This window comes from Litoribacillus peritrichatus (assembly GCF_039537985.1).
GTDB classification, from domain to species: domain Bacteria; phylum Pseudomonadota; class Gammaproteobacteria; order Pseudomonadales; family Litoribrevibacteraceae; genus Litoribacillus; species Litoribacillus peritrichatus.
In genome coordinates this window covers 342,128-358,855 of the sequence record NZ_BAABBN010000017.1, presented here as the reverse complement: position 1 = coordinate 358,855, position 16,728 = coordinate 342,128, and the positions used below count along the sequence as shown (strand labels likewise).

The 16,728-nt window shown below is 47.9% G+C and carries 16 protein-coding genes; 8 read left to right on the top strand and 8 right to left on the bottom strand.

Going from position 1 to position 16,728, the window contains the following annotated elements:
* Positions 1 to 50: 50 nt before the first annotated feature.
* Entirely contained in the window at positions 51 to 1,250 is a 1,200-nt protein-coding gene (tyrS, locus tag ABD744_RS23110) for a tyrosine--tRNA ligase (RefSeq protein ID WP_344800989.1), read from the bottom strand.
* 157 nt (positions 1,251 to 1,407) lie between these two features.
* Here tyrS and ABD744_RS23105 point away from each other — a divergent pair, with 157 nt between their 5' ends.
* Both ABD744_RS23105 and ABD744_RS23100 read left to right on the top strand, forming a co-directional pair.
* Complete coding sequence (locus ABD744_RS23105) at positions 1,408 to 2,817, top strand: peptidoglycan DD-metalloendopeptidase family protein (protein ID WP_344800988.1); 1,410 nt, start codon at positions 1,408 to 1,410, stop codon at positions 2,815 to 2,817.
* Positions 2,818 to 2,821: 4 nt separating this feature from the next.
* The gene (locus ABD744_RS23100; RefSeq protein WP_344800987.1) at positions 2,822 to 3,949 is read left to right on the top strand and encodes an anhydro-N-acetylmuramic acid kinase; all 1,128 of its coding nucleotides are present in this window, start codon (positions 2,822 to 2,824) and stop codon (positions 3,947 to 3,949) included.
* Between the two features lie 53 nt (positions 3,950 to 4,002).
* Here ABD744_RS23100 and ABD744_RS23095 read toward each other — a convergent pair whose 3' ends face one another.
* From ABD744_RS23095 to argC, 5 genes are all read right to left on the bottom strand, one after another.
* On the bottom strand, positions 4,003 to 4,458 hold the full coding sequence (locus tag ABD744_RS23095; RefSeq protein ID WP_344800986.1) for a DsrE family protein: 456 nt from the start codon (positions 4,456 to 4,458) through the stop codon (positions 4,003 to 4,005).
* Between the two features lie 13 nt (positions 4,459 to 4,471).
* Positions 4,472 to 4,828 (bottom strand): iron-sulfur cluster insertion protein ErpA, encoded by a 357-nt coding sequence (erpA, locus tag ABD744_RS23090; protein WP_344800985.1) that lies wholly within the window; start codon positions 4,826 to 4,828, stop codon positions 4,472 to 4,474.
* A gap of 63 nt (positions 4,829 to 4,891) precedes the next feature.
* Positions 4,892 to 5,317 (bottom strand): bactofilin family protein, encoded by a 426-nt coding sequence (locus ABD744_RS23085; RefSeq protein ID WP_344800984.1) that lies wholly within the window; start codon positions 5,315 to 5,317, stop codon positions 4,892 to 4,894.
* The gene (locus ABD744_RS23080) at positions 5,304 to 6,062 is read right to left on the bottom strand and encodes a DUF6776 family protein (protein WP_344800983.1); all 759 of its coding nucleotides are present in this window, start codon (positions 6,060 to 6,062) and stop codon (positions 5,304 to 5,306) included. The genes ABD744_RS23085 and ABD744_RS23080 overlap by 14 nt, the downstream gene beginning before the upstream one ends.
* A gap of 206 nt (positions 6,063 to 6,268) precedes the next feature.
* Positions 6,269 to 7,300, bottom strand: coding sequence for an N-acetyl-gamma-glutamyl-phosphate reductase (gene argC / locus ABD744_RS23075; protein WP_344800982.1), 1,032 nt, complete (start codon positions 7,298 to 7,300; stop codon positions 6,269 to 6,271).
* A 175-nt stretch (positions 7,301 to 7,475) separates the two neighbouring features.
* Between argC and ABD744_RS23070 the strand changes: the two genes are divergently transcribed.
* The 5 genes from ABD744_RS23070 to hemL are packed head-to-tail and all read left to right on the top strand — an operon-like array spanning position 7,476 to position 12,485.
* Positions 7,476 to 9,248 carry a chloride channel protein gene (locus ABD744_RS23070; RefSeq protein WP_344800981.1) on the top strand — a complete coding sequence of 591 codons (1,773 nt, stop codon included), beginning with the start codon at positions 7,476 to 7,478 and terminating at the stop codon, positions 9,246 to 9,248.
* Positions 9,249 to 9,271: 23 nt separating this feature from the next.
* Positions 9,272 to 9,697: a protoporphyrinogen oxidase HemJ gene (hemJ, locus tag ABD744_RS23065; protein WP_344800993.1), complete on the top strand. Its 426-nt coding sequence runs from the start codon at positions 9,272 to 9,274 to the stop codon at positions 9,695 to 9,697.
* Between the two features lie 13 nt (positions 9,698 to 9,710).
* Complete coding sequence (gene thiD / locus ABD744_RS23060; RefSeq protein WP_344800979.1) at positions 9,711 to 10,511, top strand: bifunctional hydroxymethylpyrimidine kinase/phosphomethylpyrimidine kinase; 801 nt, start codon at positions 9,711 to 9,713, stop codon at positions 10,509 to 10,511.
* A 4-nt stretch (positions 10,512 to 10,515) separates the two neighbouring features.
* The gene (gene thiE / locus ABD744_RS23055; RefSeq protein ID WP_344800978.1) at positions 10,516 to 11,187 is read left to right on the top strand and encodes a thiamine phosphate synthase; all 672 of its coding nucleotides are present in this window, start codon (positions 10,516 to 10,518) and stop codon (positions 11,185 to 11,187) included.
* A 17-nt stretch (positions 11,188 to 11,204) separates the two neighbouring features.
* Positions 11,205 to 12,485: a glutamate-1-semialdehyde 2,1-aminomutase gene (gene hemL / locus ABD744_RS23050; RefSeq protein WP_344800977.1), complete on the top strand. Its 1,281-nt coding sequence runs from the start codon at positions 11,205 to 11,207 to the stop codon at positions 12,483 to 12,485.
* A gap of 37 nt (positions 12,486 to 12,522) precedes the next feature.
* On the opposite strand, the gene ABD744_RS23045 is transcribed toward hemL, so the two are convergent.
* Together ABD744_RS23045 and mrcB are read right to left on the bottom strand one after the other, a co-directional pair.
* Complete coding sequence (locus tag ABD744_RS23045; RefSeq protein WP_344800976.1) at positions 12,523 to 13,074, bottom strand: tetratricopeptide repeat protein; 552 nt, start codon at positions 13,072 to 13,074, stop codon at positions 12,523 to 12,525.
* Positions 13,075 to 13,120: 46 nt separating this feature from the next.
* On the bottom strand, positions 13,121 to 15,514 hold the full coding sequence (gene mrcB, locus ABD744_RS23040) for a penicillin-binding protein 1B (protein ID WP_344800975.1): 2,394 nt from the start codon (positions 15,512 to 15,514) through the stop codon (positions 13,121 to 13,123).
* Between the two features lie 165 nt (positions 15,515 to 15,679).
* Here mrcB and ABD744_RS23035 point away from each other — a divergent pair, with 165 nt between their 5' ends.
* Positions 15,680 to 16,702, top strand: coding sequence for an adenosine kinase (locus ABD744_RS23035; protein ID WP_344800974.1), 1,023 nt, complete (start codon positions 15,680 to 15,682; stop codon positions 16,700 to 16,702).
* The last annotated feature ends 26 nt before the right edge of the window (positions 16,703 to 16,728 follow it).

Here is a 16,728-nt window from a genome sequence, read left to right as displayed (position 1 = left end):
CGGACACAAAAAAGGCGAGCTAAGCTCGCCTTTTTTGAGAATTAAATTTTTTAAAGAGTTTTAACTTTAGCGAATTTCTTTTTACCAGCCTGAATAACGTATTCCGAACCCACCTGAACCTTAAATGTCGATTCAACCGCCTCTTGGTTAACCTTAACAGAACCCGACTTCAACATGTCTCTTGCTGCGTTTGAGTTTTTAACTAAACCCGCCTTATTCAATACAGCAGAGATCGGCATTTCTTCCTGACCATCAAAGTCAATCTCAACCTCAGGAATATCTTCTGGCAACTCACCCTCCGCCAAGCGATTACCTGCTGCTTTATGGGCATTCTCCGCAGCTTCCGCATCATGAAAACGTGTAATCAGCTCGCGAGCCAACTCCATTTTCACATCTCTTGGGTTTGCCCCCTGCTCAACGGATGTTTTTAACGCTTCAATTTCTTCGATAGTTTTGAAACTTAACAGTTCAAAATAACGCCAAATCAAAGAGTCCGGCATAGAAACGATCTTTTGGAACATTTCGCCCGGCTTATCATTAATGCCCACATAATTACCTAACGACTTGGACATCTTCTTCACGCCGTCCAACCCTTCAAGAATCGGCATCATAATGATCGCTTGCGGCTCCTGACCAAAATGCTCTTGCAGTTGACGACCAGCCAAAAGGTTAAACCGCTGATCTGTACCACCCAATTCAATATCCGCTTCCATAGCCACTGAGTCATATCCCTGAATTAATGGGTATAAAAATTCATGAATCGCAATACTTTGACCACCTTTGAAACGCTTTTTGAAATCATCGCGCTCAAGCATACGAGCAACGTTAAATTGACCCGCCAATTGAATCATATCCGCAGCAGACTTTTTCCCCATCCACTCAGAGTTAAACATCACCGTTGTTTTTTCCTCATCGAGGATTTTGAACACCTGCTCTTTATAGGTAAGTGCATTTTCTTGCACCTGAGCCTCCGTCAGCGGTGGACGAGTTGCACTTTTTCCAGTTGGATCACCAATCAAACCCGTGAAATCACCGATCAGGAACAAGATCTCATGACCCAAGTCTTGCAGTTGCTTCAATTTATTGATTAAAACAGTGTGACCTAAATGCAAATCAGGTGCGGTTGGATCAAACCCAGCCTTAATACGTAATTTACGACCAGATTCCAGCTTTTTAACCAAACCCTCTTCCGGTAAAATTTCTTCAACACCACGTTTAATAACTTTTAATGACTCTTCAACTGACGGCATGAGGCAACCTAATTAATATTCAATAGTCTAAAATGGCGAAAGATTATAACACTCACTTACAATAATGCGACCCAACTATTCTTGTGAAAACACAGAAAAATGGCTAAGATATGATCAGTTTTTCCAGTAAAATAGCAAGTTAGGCGACTTTTTTCATATGAACTCTCAGAAAAACCTAACAAGTCTCGCAAAACATTACCCTAAAAGACATTTTGTTGCGGCTTCAGCTGTTGCCAGTTTTTTACTTGCAATGGCCATTCTACCTACGTCCGAATCAGTCTCAGCCAGCAGAACTGAAATTGACTTATCTCTACCGTTAAACAGTGATAAGACGGACTCTATTATTGACACCAAACAGAGTTCAGGCATTTATGTTCCTGTTAACTCCATGAAAACAACTGCAGACATCACGCCCATCTCTACGGAGCAAGAAATTAACAACGCGCCTGCGGCCGAAGAAGCATTAAAATTCACCCGCCACTATACCGTCACCAACGGTGATACTCTGGCGCTTATTTTCAATAAAGTTGGCTTAACATCCAAAGACGTTTACCACGTCGCCAAAGTATATAAAGATGCAACCCGACTCCACCCCGGCGAAGAAGTTTCTTTTGCTTATACTGCGGACAACACATTCAAAGCGTTTAAACATCAGAAAGATAAGCTAACCAGCAATATTATCGAACTTAAAGACGGTGCTTATGAGGTGTCTGAAAAGAAGCGGACGCCAACCATTGAATATCGTTTTGCCCAAGGCACTATTAATTCCTCATTATTCTTAGATGCACAGCAAGCCGGACTGAGCCAGACCACCATCATGAATTTTGCCAACATATTTGGCTGGGACATCGATTTTGTCCAAGATCTTCGTGAAGGTGACAGCTTTTCACTCATGTATGAAGAACAGTTCTTGGATGGTGAATCCATAGGCGCTGGCAACATTGTGGCAGCAGAGTTCATCAACCAAGGCTCAAAGTTCCAAGCCATTCGCCACGTAGATGAATTTGGTCGCGGCAATTACTTTACACCGGAAGGAAAAAGCATGAGAAAAGCGTTCCTTCGCTCACCCATTGATTTTGCACGCATCAGTTCACATTTCAATTTACGACGCAAACACCCTGTATTGAACAGAATCCGCGCGCACAAAGGGACTGACTATGCAGCAGCACGCGGAACCCCGATCCGCACAGCGGGTGATGGCAAGGTAGTCTTTGCTGGTTGGAAAGGTGGCTTTGGTCGTTGCGTGATTGTTCAACACGGCCAAGGCATGCAAACACTGTATGCTCATATGAGCAAATTCAACAAAAAAACCAAAAAAGGTGCCCGTGTCAGCCAGGGACAAATTATCGGTTATGTAGGCAGCAGTGGCTTAGCATCCGGCCCTCACTTACATTACGAATTCCGAGTGAACGGCGTTCATAAAAATCCGGTTAAAGTAAAATTACCGGAAGCCTCGCCGATTGATAAAAAATACCGTAACGCATTCTTAGCTGATGCTAAGAAGTGGTTAGCAACGCTAGAAAGCAACCAACGCGCTGTTGTGGTCGCCAGCAATTCGGGCAATTGATAAAGTGAGTCAATTTTTCATCGGCGCCATGTCCGGGACCAGTTTGGATGGTCTCGACCTGGCCCTTTGTGATTTTCAGCAGTCAGACATCGTTACTCACTCGCACTTTCTGCCATTCCCCCAAACGTTAAAGTCTGCCTTATTTGAATTATCACACTTAGAAACCATCAATATCGCTCAACTGTTTCAAACCGAAAACTTCTATTCCCAATTTTGTGCAGACACAATCAACGTTTGGCTAAGAAGTCTTAATATTCCAGCCAGTAATATTTCAGCACTCGGTATTCATGGACAAACCATTCGTCATCACCCTGAGCTGACCCCAGGCTTCACAGCCCAACTTGGTAACTGGGGACAAATTGCAGCACAAACAGGTATTACTACGGTTGGAGACTTTCGCCGTAAAGACATCGCACTTCAAGGCCAAGGAGCACCTCTGGTTCCTCCTTTTCATAACGCCTTCTTTCAATCCGATGACAAGCACAGGGTGATTCTGAATATCGGCGGAATTTCCAATATTTCAATTCTTACACCAAAAACTGTTTGTCCAAATGCAAACCCGGTCGGATACGACACAGGCCCAGGCAATGCGTTACTGGACTACTGGTACTCACAACACAATTCAGGTGAATTCGACAACAATGGTCACTGGGCGAAACAAGGAACGGTTATCCCTGAACTCCTTTCTCAATGTTTGCAAACCGCCTATTTTCAAGACTCGCCACCTAAAAGCACGGGAAGGGAGCTGTTTAACCCCAACTGGCTAACTCATCAGCTCAACGCATTGAAGCAAAGCCATTCGTTTTCAGCGCAAGATATACAAACCACGTTGGTGGAGCTGACAGCCACCAGCATTTGTAAAGAAATTGAGTCGACTGCACCCAACACCCAAGAGGTGTATGTATGCGGTGGGGGGTGGAAGAACAGCTATCTGATAACAAGAATCCGACAGCTAATAGGCTCTCAGGTTTACGTGGGTTCAACCTCAGATCTAGGCATCCAACCGGACTGGATCGAAGCCTGTGCATTTGCATGGTTTGCTCAAGAAACACTAGCAAAGAGAAACATTCAACAAGCCACAACCACGGGCGCGACTCGTAATGCACTGTTAGGCGGTATTTACTACCCTTAAAAGTGCTGACTCAGAGGATCAAAAACTACGAACTTTCAGTACCCTGACACAGTTCAAAAATAACGATAACCGTCGTTCAACAATTCTCTTTCAAGCTTAGGGCCATCCGGCACGGTCTCTACAAAAGGCGGGAGCTCCCCGATGCTCGCATTATCAGCCGACATCCAGATCTCGCATACACGAACATCAATGATGTTATATGCGTCTAAACGGGCCGCCTGATCAACCAGCATTTTAAATTTATCGTAATTTTTTCTTTGAAAAACGCGAACTTCAGGGCCGTGAAGCACAACCGCAATCGGACTGGTCTTATTATTGTAATTATTATGATTGGCCAGATAGTTTTCGGCCCGATCAAACAAGGCTTTTAACTCTTCGGGAGTATGCAATTCAACTTTGGCAACGTACTGCCCCTGTTCGTTCTGAATGTAGGAGACACCTTCAGCAACAGCTAAAAAAGGAAAAAACAGGCAACTCAGCAGTAATAACCAAATTCTTCCCTTTTTCATAATGCTTACTCAACTAAACAGAGAATGACGAGCCACAGCCGCATGTAGTGGTGGCATTAGGGTTACTGACAACAAACCTTGACCCTTCAAGACCTTCCAGATAATCGACTGTAGAACCGACCAAGTATTGATAACTCAGACTATCAACCACCATGCTGACGCCTTGCTTTTCAACGGTAGTGTCATCCTCATTCAGTGTTTCATCAAAGGTGAAACCATACTGAAAACCTGAGCAACCACCGCCAGTTACATAGACCCGCAATTTGAGTTGCTCATTTTCTTCTTCCTCCACCAACGTCTTTACTTTCGATGCGGCAGCATCAGTAAAGTCAATTGGGAAAGGGTTTTGCACTTCAACCACGCCGGTCATACTTTTCTCCGAACAAACAAAATATGGCGCTATTATCCGTTTAACTGAGTAGATTGGTCAAGATTAACCATTGTCTCCAACGGATTTAACATCCACTTGCTTCAAAGACTGCGTTTTATTACTCACCGACTTTACTTCCGTTGTGTGTTTCAGCTGGCCATTGATCTCTGCGCCCATGACCATCTCCATTACAGTATAGTATACGTCGCCATGCACTGAGGCCTTCTTAGCCAACTCCAAATGCTTACTGGAATAAACATTGCCGTGAACCTTACCATTCACAATGACGTTCGGCGCACGAATCTCGCCCTCAACGTGACCACGATCACTGACACGAACCACACCATTAGATTCATCATCAGCAATGATATTCCCTTTCACATAGCCATCAATATGCAAACCACCGCAAAAATGCAAGTCGCCGGTAATTTTAGTTTTTCCGGAAATCACTGTATCCCAGTGATGATTACCGCCTTTATTGCCCCACATTATTAACACTCTCTCCCATGGCCCAACCGAACGCCTTTTCAACACGCACAGGTTTTTTGCCAGTCGTCTGTAAAATGATCTGAACTTCCTGTGGTGCAAAGTCAGCCGGTATTTTCAACTCACCCACAATGTTCTGAAAATATCGAAACTTAAATTTCACACCCAGGTCTTTTTGCTCACTGGAAAGATCTCGCAGTGAATAGATTGTCTTTTTGCCTTTCAGCTCACCAATGATATTGATGGCCGCCTGACCGTTCACGTAATTCTGGTTTTTCTCTAATTGGGTCAGCACAATTTTGTATTTAAACACGCCTTCTTCCGAAGAAGCCGCCAGATTCAACTTTTGAATATGAAGGCCGGTGCTTTCGCCACCCGGTGCCATTATATTCTTATAGAAAGCCACTTCCTTTTCCAAGTCCGCAATTCTGTCACGATATTCTTTAATTGTGAGACGGACTTCGTCATTCGCTTGCTTATCCAGCTTGCTGCCTTCTTCCAAAACAGCAACCCGCTGGGTTAAGGTCTCCACCGCTTCGGTCTTAACTTCAAGATCGTCTTCAATAATTTCCCGGGCTTCCTGGACTTCCATTAGCTGTGTTGAGATATGCCAACTGCCCGTTAAATAGGCCCCGATGATCGAAGCGACTAACAACAGTATCAGCAAAGTTCTCTGCACGAAGTCAGTTGCCGGGTTGTAAGCAACTACCTTCAACCGCTGATGAGAAGAGCCTTTCACTACAGCCATACAAAAACTACCTTTCCTAACGCTTGTTAGAGGCCCTTTCATTCAACAACCGTTCATTGGAGGAACCCCAAGAACTGAGTGAACGAGTTGTCTTCCGTGAATGGGCCGCTGTTAATATTGCTACGGTTTTTTATACTTTTTATGATCTTCAACGAAAGGATAGCCTAAAGCCGCATATCCGCTGAAAATCAGTAAGGCATAATCACTTATGGCAAAAGCGCCACTTGGTTCAAACCTGCCGTTTCCTCCAACCCCATCATCAGGTTCATATTCTGCACCGCCTGTCCTGCAGCCCCCTTAACAAGGTTATCAATCACAGACAGAATAATGACCGTATTAGCGTTCTGAGGTTTATGCACAGCGATACGGCAGGTGTTCGCTCCTTTCACACTGCGAGTCTCAGGGTGAGAACCGGCAGGCATCACATCCACAAACGGCTCGTCTTTGTAAGCATCTTCAAACAAAGCTTGCAGGTCATCCACGTCTTGATTCAAAGGGGCGTAAAGAGTTGCATGAATGCCACGAATCATAGGCGTCAGGTGCGGAACAAACGTCAGCCCTACTTTGGATTCAGAAAACCACTGTAACCCTTGAGAAATCTCAGGGTGATGGCGATGACCACCCGCTTTATAAGCCATCATAGATTCAGACGCTTCACACAACAAAGCCCCGACACTGGCACCACGGCCGGCGCCACTGACACCCGACTTAGTGTCCGCAATCAAGTTCTCAGTATTAACCAACCCGGCTTTAATTAAAGGCAGAAAGCCCAACTGTACAGCCGTTGGATAACAGCCAGGATTCGCCACCAAACGCGCCGACGCTATTTTGTCACGGGAAGTTTCAGGCAACCCGTAAACGGCCTCTTCCAACAGTTCCGGGCAGGCGTGTTCCATGCCATACCATTCAGACCAAAGCGCTGCGTCTTCAATTCGGAAGTCCGCCGCAAGGTCGATGACTTTTACACCACGCGCCAGTAGCTCAGGCACCGACTTCATGGCGACGCCGTTCGGCGTTGCAAAAAAGACCAAGTCACACGTCGCCAATTCAGCCACGGTTGGATCAGAGAATTCAATGTCCAGGTGGCCACGAAGGTTTGGATACAAATCGGATATTTTTCGGCCAGATTCTGAGCGAGAAGTCACTACTTTAAGCTCAACCTCTGGATGCAAGACCAACAATCTTAAAAGCTCAACGCCTGTATAACCTGTACCGCCTACCACTCCGACCTGAATCACGTATCTATCCTCTAATTAGTCGCTCAAAGTTGAAACCCTTGGTATGATAATGGGCTAAGCTGAAAAGCTAAAGTAATCTACCAACTATTTACGTAGTTTTACTGTAACCCATGATAGTAGCTTCGTTTTTACAACGAAATAAACCCGACACACGTCTCTTTGTATTTCAAAAAGCATGAAACGAACCTGGTCGCAACGTAAGTCTCTACCGAAAATTTCCGCCATTGCAGCGCTCATAGGCATCACAGCCGGCTTCGTGATTTTGCTATTTCGATTATTAACTGAATACGCCGTTGTAGACCTTATGCCCGGCGAAGGCCACGAAGGGTTTGAAAACCTGTCGAATGAAATGCGCTTTCTGTTACCCGTCGCCGGAGCGTTGATTCTGGCCGTCATCTATAAACTGGTGGCACCGGAATACCACGACGTTGGTGCACCCTATCTACTGCAGCGCCTTGACTATCACCAGGGCTATATTCCATTTCGCAACACGTTAATGCAATTTGTCGGAGCAAGCATTGCACTGTTGTCCGGGCAAAGTGCTGGCCGGGAAGGCCCCGCCATTCACCTCGGCGGCGGGGTCAGCAGCTTCATCGCAAGGTACATTCAACTGCCATACGGTTACCGGAAAATGTTGATCGGCAGCGGAGTGGCAGCCGCCATTGCAGCCTCCTTTAATACCCCCTTGGCCGGAGTAATCTTCGCCCAGGAAGTTATCCTCCGACAATTCAGTCTGGCCAGTTTAACGCCTCTGGTGATCGCCTCCGTCGCAGGCTCACTCGTCACCCAAATCGCTTTGGGCGAAGCCGTTATTTTTCCTTCGTTTACGATCTCCATGACTGCCATAGATTACCCGGGATTGCTGCTGCTCGGCATCATCATTGGTGGGTTTTCTGTGGTTTTTGGCCGTCTCTTAATTGCCTGGCAGACCACCAACCGCTTACCAAAGTGGCAGTCACTGCCCATCGCCGGTTTCTTAACCGGCCTGGTAGCCGTGTTTGTGCCGGAAGTCATGGGCGTGGGTTATGACACCATAAATGTACTCTTAAATGGCACGTGGGACTGGCAGTGGGTCATCATCATTCTCTGTGCCAAACTGTTACTGACCACCTTCGTACTCGCCTACGGCGTCCCCGGAGGATTGATTGGGCCCACCTTGTTGATCGGCGCATGCACCGGTTTTACGGTCGGCCTGGGATTACAACAGCTAAGCACTGAAGTTCAGGTCGGCTTGTTTTGTCTCATTGGAATGGCCGCGATGATGGGCGCCACACTTCACGCCCCCATGGCCGCGTTAGTCACGTTACTGGAAATGACCAACTCATCGGCCGTGATTTTACCCGGTATGATCTGCATCGTAATCGCTTACCTGATTAATAAAGGGCTGCTGGGACAACAGGCAATTTTTGATAATTTGCAAAAAATCAGACACGACCGTGATCGAATGAACGCCCAATCCAGCAGCCTTGAACAATACGGCATCATGCCCATTATGGATCGTCGGTTCATCGTGACCGAACGAAAGATGAAGCTAAGTTCACTTCACCAGCTGTTTTTGGATCAGCCTCGATGGGTCATCATCAAAGATCAAACCAAGTTTTTCCTGATGCAGGCATCGGATTTGGCCAATTGGCTCAAATATCAGATCGACCACCAGCTGATCGCCACCAACCAAGATGAAATGAAGTTTCAGGAGCAAGACAAAGACCTGGACATCATGTCTATTCCTGCCACCCGATTTGATTTAACGCCCATCAACATCAAAGCCGACATTGTGGATGCCCTGTCGCTCATCGACAGTCATCAAACCGATGCCTTATTGATTCAGAGCACCCCGCCTGAAGGACAAGAGCCTAAGCTGCTTGGTATCATTACTCAAAACGACTTAGATCACTTCTATTCGACCAAACACCTCGCTAAGATAACGCCAATTGAATCTCGCGAATAAACGCTAAGGAACACTTCGTGCAAATATATCTCTGGGTAAAAGCCTTTCACATCATCGCCGTCATTTGTTGGTTTGCGGCGTTATTCTATTTACCCCGACTGTTTGTGTATCACGCCATGTCGGACGATCAGGCATCCATTGATCGCTTCAAGATCATGGAGAGAAAACTCTATCGCGGCATCATGACCCCTTCCGCCGTGGTGGCGGTTTTACTGGGCGCCTGGATTGTGTTTCTGACACCTCAGATTTACCTGACCGGTGCCTGGTTTCACGCCAAACTGACCATGGTCGGCTTACTGATCATTTATCATGGCATGTGTGGCAGACACTTGCGCGCTTTCCGCGACGATAAAAACACCAAATCACACGTCTACTTCCGGTGGTTTAATGAAATGCCAGTCTTTTTACTCATCGGCATCATCATCATGGTCGTAGTGAAACCATTTTAGCGAGCATTGAGTTATGACCCCCCGCCCTCCTGTTGTTTTAACATTTTCCGGCCTGGACCCAACTGGTGGCGCAGGCATTCAGGCCGACATCACCAGCCAAAGTCTGGTCAACAGTCATTGCTGCCCTGTGATAACCAGCTACACCACGCAAGACACTCATAACGTGTATGCCGTACAGCCAATTTCAGGAAACATCATCGAAGAAAGCGCGCGCTGTCTGGTCAGAGACATCCGTCCTCAAGCCATTAAAATTGGGCTATTGGGTTCAGTGGATGCCACACGGGTGGTTGCCACCCTGATTCGGGACATCCGGATTGACTGCCCCAATCTGCCCGTCATTTTTGATCCGGTATTGGCAGCTGGCGGCGGAACCAACCTCAGCAGTGATCAACTGCTGGATGAGATACGCGAACAACTCTTGCCTTTATGCACCCTGATCACCCCAAATACCTATGAAGCGTGTCGTTTAGCAAACATTGACAACAACCCTCAAGCCGCCGCCGAACAGCTGACCACTCAATCGCTGTCTGTTTTATTGACAGGTACCCACGATACCTCCACTGAACGCGTTCACAACCGACTGTTCAGCCATGCCAGCGAAACGGAGTGGCATTGGCCTCGCTTAGATGGAGAGTTTCATGGTTCAGGTTGCACCTTGGCTTCGCTCATTGCGGGCCTGATGGCACATGGTATGCCTTTGGCCGAAGCGGTGGAGCAAGCACAAAGCCGAACCATGGACTGTTTAGCCGCCAGCTACCCGATCGGCCAGGGCCAACGGATTCCTCAGCGACTCAACCACACAACAGCGCCTTGATCATATGAATCAGCTTCAAATATCCGGAATATACGCCATCACAGACCCCAACTTATTAACTTCGGAGCAACAGCTGCTGGATGGCGTGGCTCAGGCCCTTGCCGCCGGGGTTTCCATCATTCAATACCGGGATAAGCAGGCAACCCAGGCGCAAAAGTTATTCCGGGCAAAAGCCATTACTGAGCTATGCAATCAACATCAGGCAAAATGCATCATTAATGACTCTCTAAGCTTGGCCTTAGCAGCCAATGCTCATGGCGTCCATTTAGGGCAAACCGACGGTTCCATTGCTCAAGCAAGAGCAGCATTACCCAACGATGCCATCGTAGGAGTAACTTGCCATGATGACCTGCAGCTGGCAATAAAGGCTCAAAACGAAGGCGCAAGCTACGTGGCCTTTGGCCGGTTTTTTCCATCCAACACCAAGCCTCAGGCAAAGCCTGCAAAAATCAGCGTTCTTTTTGAGGCAAAACAACAATTATCCATTCCAGTGGTCGCGATTGGTGGAATAAATCAGCATAATATTGACCAAATTATTCGAACAGGTGTGGACAGCATCGCCATCATTGATGCCATTTTTGGCCAAAATGACATCCGACACAGTGCTCAACAACTGGTTCACGAATTTCTTGCTCACGAATTTAATCATTCTACGAACGAGCGTTCGCTAGGATAAAACGTAAAGGTATTGGTATGACACGTTCTCAAGAACTCTTTGATAAAGCCTCCCGAGTTATTCCTGGCGGCGTCAACTCTCCGGTTCGCGCTTTCAAGGGCGTTGGCGGCACGCCTGTCTTCTTTAAAGAAGGCAAAGGCGCTTACATCATTGATGAAGACGGCGATAAATACGTCGATTACATTGGCTCATGGGGGCCAATGATTCTTGGTCACGGTCATCCGGCCGTTCTGGGCGCCATCCATAAGCAAGTGGATATAGGCTTGAGCTTTGGCGCACCGACTGCGGTTGAAATCGAAGCCGCCGAAAAAGTCTGTCAATTGGTGCCGTCCATTGAGAAAGTAAGAATGGTCAGCAGTGGTACAGAAGCCACCATGAGTGCCATCCGCCTGGCCCGTGGCTACACCAAACGCGATAAATTAATTAAGTTTGAAGGCTGCTATCACGGTCATGCCGACTCTCTGCTGGTGAAAGCCGGTTCCGGTGCTTTGACCTTGGGCGTTCCCAGCTCACCTGGTATCCCGGAAGATTTAGCCAAACATACGGTGACTTTAGAATACAACAACCTGAACCAAGTGGCAGAAACACTGGCTGATATTGGCGATCAGGTTGCTTGCATCATCATTGAACCCGTCGCCGGCAACATGAACTGCATTCCTCCGGTTGAAGGTTTCCTGGAAGGGCTTCGAACGTTATGTGATGAACACGGTGTGGTGTTGATTTTTGATGAAGTCATGACGGGGTTCAGAACCGCATTGGGCTGCGCTCAGTCTGTGTATAACATTACGCCGGATTTAACCACTCTGGGCAAAGTCATTGGCGGCGGCATGCCTGTTGGAGCCTTCGGTGGTAAAGCTGAAATCATGGATTACATCGCCCCGACCGGCCCTGTTTACCAGGCGGGCACACTGTCCGGAAACCCGGTAGCCATGACTGCGGGTTTGGCCGTACTCAATGAAATATCCAAACCTGGCTTCTTCGAAGCGCTGACAGAAAAAACCACGCTACTGATCGAAGGTCTACAACAACGGGCGGATGCAGCTGGCATTCCTTTCACAACATCACAAGTTGGGGCCATGTTCGGTTTATTCTTTACAGACCAGGACAAAGTCACCAGCTTTGAGCAAGCAACGGCTTGCGATATGGAGCGCTTCCAGAAGTTTTTCCACTTAATGCTGGAGCAGGGCGTTTATCTGGCACCTTCTGCGTATGAGGCGGGGTTTGTATCTGCTGCACACGACGATGAAGCCATTCAACACACGCTTGATGCCGCAGAAAAAGCATTTGCCCAGCTGTAAACCGGGCAATCACATTTAGACTGATAACGTAATATCTCTAGGCCTGGATTTTATGCGCTCTGCGAAGCGCTTTCTGGGCCTTTTGCGTTTTCCCTTGAGCCTCCAACGCCTTCGCCATGGCGGTCCATAGCTGCTTTTGCAATGAAGCATTACCATGCGCCAAAGACAGCCCTTTGCGGCAAAGCTGCTCGGCTTGTCGGGGCTGATTCTGATTCAAATGAGTGATCGCCAATTCGTAATAGATCTTCGGCTCTTTGGGATCGATCCGCTGCGCTCTCTCCAAGGTTCGCTGAGCTTTCGCCCATTGTTTTTTTATGCCGTAAGTCTCTGCACTGGCCAACAACCCCACCACCCCGATGCGGGTATCATGCCGCTTATTTCGGTTACTATTGCCGGCAATTTCGCCCCGTTCTTTTTGGGGTTTAATGGTAACGCCTTTGGTGGTGTCATTGGCCTGTTCAAACTTATCGTCCAATTGAGGTTGATAAACAGGTTCCTGCTGGCCACCGCCAACAACGGGTGCTTTATGGGTGGTGGTGCATCCCGCCAGATACAAAGCTGAGATCGCTAAAAATAAAATACGGTTCATGTAAAATACCTAACACTATAAAATGACTCTGATCGAGCTTGGCAGTTTACCAATCCATCAATCGATCTAACAAACCTTTCTGTGTTTTTCCGGCACACGACACCGAGTCAGTCGGTTCACTGCCTTCGATAAATGGAATCAACCGGGCCGAAGGGCAATGCTCACCCGTCAGTAATCCCGTGCGTTCATCCACCCAAACAAAGCCAACGCCTTCCGGCACTAACCGGGTCTCTGGCTCGTTCGGCAGCTGCGCCATAAACTCACCCCAAATTCGTAGAGCCCCACTACTGCCCGTCAGCTGCGTGGGCGCATTATCATCCCGACCCAACCAAGTGACAGCCAAATAATCCCCCTTAACACCGGCAAACCAACTGTCTCTTTGTTGGTTGGACGTACCGGTTTTACCGTACACCACCTGATCTTGACGAATCACAGAATTCAACCAACGCCCGGTGCCTTCACGGGCAGCAATTTGCATCGCATAATCCGTCAGGTACACCGCTTTCTGATCAAACACTTGCTCGATGTCCAATGGATAGCTTTCCAGCAACGCGCCCTCGGCATCGGTGACAGAGCGGATAACTTTCAGCGGCGTTTTAAACCCCTCCGCCGCCAACACCTGATACATTCTGGTCACGTCATAAGGGCTCAGTGAAAGTGACCCCAACATGATGGCCGGTAACATTGGCACATGTTGGTCAAAACCAAATTTACGAAAGGTCGAAACCACCTCAGACAACCCGACTTCCAAACCCAGCCTGGCAGTCGCCTGATTGTAAGATTTGGCAAAGGCCTGATACATGAGCACATCGCCATGGCTTTTTTTATCAAAGTTTCTTGGCGCCCACTCTTGCCCATCTTCCGTTTTGATCATAAACGCCTGATCTTTCACCACAGACGCCAAAGTGTATTGTTCCGGCCGTTGCAAGGCCGACAAATACACCGCTGGCTTCGCCAATGAGCCGATTGGCCGTTTGGCATCCAACGCCCGATTAAAACCGGAAAAGCCCACTTTGCGATCTCCGATCATCGCCACGACCTCACCGTTATCCACGGAAGTCACCACAGTGGCTAACTGGTAATGCTCGCCTTCGCTTTTATGCTTGCGGGCCAAACGCTCGACACTGGCCACAGCACTTTTTTCCAGCGTCCACTGAACGTGCGGGTCCAGCGTTGTAAAGATTCGGAGGCCCTCTTCGGACAATTCCTCGGGTGAATAATCTTGTTTTAACTGCCGATGCACCAAACTCAAATAAGCCGGAAAACGATTGGCAGAACGGGTCGGGTGTTTAACCACATCAATGGGCTGGCGCTTAGACCAATCCGCCACTTTAGGTTTGATGTACCCTTCCTTCACCATCAGCTCGAGCACTAAATTCCTTCGGGTCAGTGCCCGTTCCGGAAAACGTTTCGGGTTGTAATAGGCCGGGCCTTTCACCACAGCCACCATCAGAGCAATCTGGTGAAGTTTCAGTTCTCGAATCGGCACCCCGAAATAGAAATAACTGGCCGCCATCACCCCGTGCAGCGCCCTCGGCCCATCTTGTCCGAGATACACCTCGTTCAGGTACGTTTCCAAAATTTTTTCTTTGGAGTATCTGAAGTCCACCAGCAACGACATGGAAGCTTCCATAATCTTTCGGGTGTAGGTTCGTTCGCGGGTTAAGTACAGGTTTTTAATTAATTGCTGCGTTAACGTGCTGCCCCCCTGCACCACACTTCCGGCCTGAAAGTTCGCCAACATCGCGCGAACAATGGATTTCGGAGAAACACCATGATGATCATAGAACTCACGATCCTCAGTAGCAATCAGCGCTTGTTTCAGCGCTTGAGGTACTTCATCTATTTTAACCAGTTGCCGATCTTCATGATGACTGGGGAAAAGGCTGCCCACTAATAGCGGTTCCAACCGAAATATATCCCGCTCCTGACCGTCCACTAATAAACGAAAAACCCGCTCGTTCTGGAACTCCACCGTTACCCGTGCGCGTTCCCGTAATTCATCTTCAAACCGGAACTTTCGAGCAAAAATAGTCACACTGTTGCTGCTGGTCTGTGCATAACCGGTGCGTCGATGCGGCTGAAAGCGATACCCAAGTGCTTTTAATTCCTCCACCAACGAACCAAGGGTCAAAGATTTACCCGGATAAATTTCCAGCGGCCGGGCATAAACCTGAGCAGGTAATTCCCATTGCACGGCATCCAGGTCTTTACGGAGGTTGGCATCCAAATACACAAAAAACACCAACATACACACCAAACCCACCAGCGATAACTTCACAAACCAGCGAAACCAGTTTGGCACTAAGCGTACCCGCTCATGCGTCACTTGCGCTTTTTTCCGTTGCTTATCAGAATGAGACGTTTGGGATCGGGAACCGGAGGCCTTTTTCTTGGTCGCGGGGCGCTTTTGAGTGGGCTTTTTTTTGCGTTCTGTCATGGGCGTTGGTGACTATCCCTGTTACCTGTCATTAAAGTCGCATATTATATAGAGTTCTTTCAAAGGCCTTTAAGGTTTTTATTAAACAGTTTCATTAAAATACTGTTCAAACGGCGTGTTGCTCCACCAGCCAGCCATTAAAACGAAACACGATAAGAGATCATTATGACCAACAATAAAAAATATCATGTGTATGGCCTAGGTAATGCCTTGGTTGATATGGAGTTCGAAATCAGCGATCAGTTCCTGGCCGACAAAGGCATCGACAAAGGAATGATGACCCTCATCGACGAAGAACAGCACCACGTTTTGTTTGATGATTTAAAAGAACGTTTTGGTGTCGTTAAACAAGCCTCCGGCGGTTCTGCAGCGAACACCATCATTGCAGCGAATTACTTTGGTGCCTCCAATTTCTATTCTTGCCGGGTATCCGATGATGAAACCGGTGATTTTTATGTGAAAGATTTGATGGCCGCCGGCGTTGATACCAACATGAACGGCAATCGCGAAACGGGCGTGACCGGCAAGTGTCTGGTCATGGTCACACCGGATGCCGAACGCACCATGAACACCTATCTGGGCGTATCCGAGCTGTTCGACCAAAGTAACATTGTGACCGACGCCATCTCCGACTCCGAATATCTATACATTGAGGGTTACCTGGTTACGTCCGACTCAGGTCGCAGCGCAGCCATTGAAGCCAGAGAAGTGGCGCGTAAAGCCGGCACTAAAATCGCGATGACATTCTCCGACCCGGCCATGACCCAGTTCTTCAAAGACGGATTGGCTGAAATGCTGGGCGACCGCGTTGACCTATTGTTCTGTAACGATCAGGAAGCGCAATTATTCACCGGTAAAGAATCGGTGGAAGACGCCGTTGAAGCTCTGACTCAGCTGACCTCACATCTGGTAGTCACCCTCGGTAAGAACGGCGCGCTCGTAATTAAAGATGGCGAACGTTATGAAATTCCGGCCTTCCCTGTCAAAGCAATTGACACCAATGGCGCCGGTGACATGTTTGCAGGCGCATATTTATACGCCATTACCCACGGTCATACCCCAGACTTGGCCGGACGCTTGGCCAGCCGAGCAGCGTCAGAACTGGTAACACACTTCGGTGCTCGTCTGCCTGCGGAAACCCATGACACGCTAAAACAAGAAATTCTGGAAGAATCAGTGACGGCTTAAGCCGTCACACCAAAGTACCTATGAAG

Excerpts from the sequence above, each read along its gene's own strand:
- tyrS (WP_344800989.1), bottom strand. The coding sequence starts at position 1,250 with ATGCCGTCAGTTGAAGAGTCATTAAAAGTTATTAAACGTGGTGTTGAA.
- ABD744_RS23105 (WP_344800988.1), top strand. The coding sequence starts at position 1,408 with ATGAACTCTCAGAAAAACCTAACAAGTCTCGCAAAACATTACCCTAAA.
- ABD744_RS23095 (WP_344800986.1), bottom strand. The coding sequence starts at position 4,458 with ATGAAAAAGGGAAGAATTTGGTTATTACTGCTGAGTTGCCTGTTTTTT.
- erpA (WP_344800985.1), bottom strand. The coding sequence starts at position 4,828 with ATGACCGGCGTGGTTGAAGTGCAAAACCCTTTCCCAATTGACTTTACT.
- ABD744_RS23085 (WP_344800984.1), bottom strand. The coding sequence starts at position 5,317 with ATGTGGGGCAATAAAGGCGGTAATCATCACTGGGATACAGTGATTTCC.
- ABD744_RS23080 (WP_344800983.1), bottom strand. The coding sequence starts at position 6,062 with ATGGCTGTAGTGAAAGGCTCTTCTCATCAGCGGTTGAAGGTAGTTGCT.
- ABD744_RS23070 (WP_344800981.1), top strand. The coding sequence starts at position 7,476 with ATGAAACGAACCTGGTCGCAACGTAAGTCTCTACCGAAAATTTCCGCC.
- thiD (WP_344800979.1), top strand. The coding sequence starts at position 9,711 with ATGACCCCCCGCCCTCCTGTTGTTTTAACATTTTCCGGCCTGGACCCA.
- thiE (WP_344800978.1), top strand. The coding sequence starts at position 10,516 with ATGAATCAGCTTCAAATATCCGGAATATACGCCATCACAGACCCCAAC.
- hemL (WP_344800977.1), top strand. The coding sequence starts at position 11,205 with ATGACACGTTCTCAAGAACTCTTTGATAAAGCCTCCCGAGTTATTCCT.
- ABD744_RS23045 (WP_344800976.1), bottom strand. The coding sequence starts at position 13,074 with ATGAACCGTATTTTATTTTTAGCGATCTCAGCTTTGTATCTGGCGGGA.
- mrcB (WP_344800975.1), bottom strand. The coding sequence starts at position 15,514 with ATGACAGAACGCAAAAAAAAGCCCACTCAAAAGCGCCCCGCGACCAAG.
- ABD744_RS23035 (WP_344800974.1), top strand. The coding sequence starts at position 15,680 with ATGACCAACAATAAAAAATATCATGTGTATGGCCTAGGTAATGCCTTG.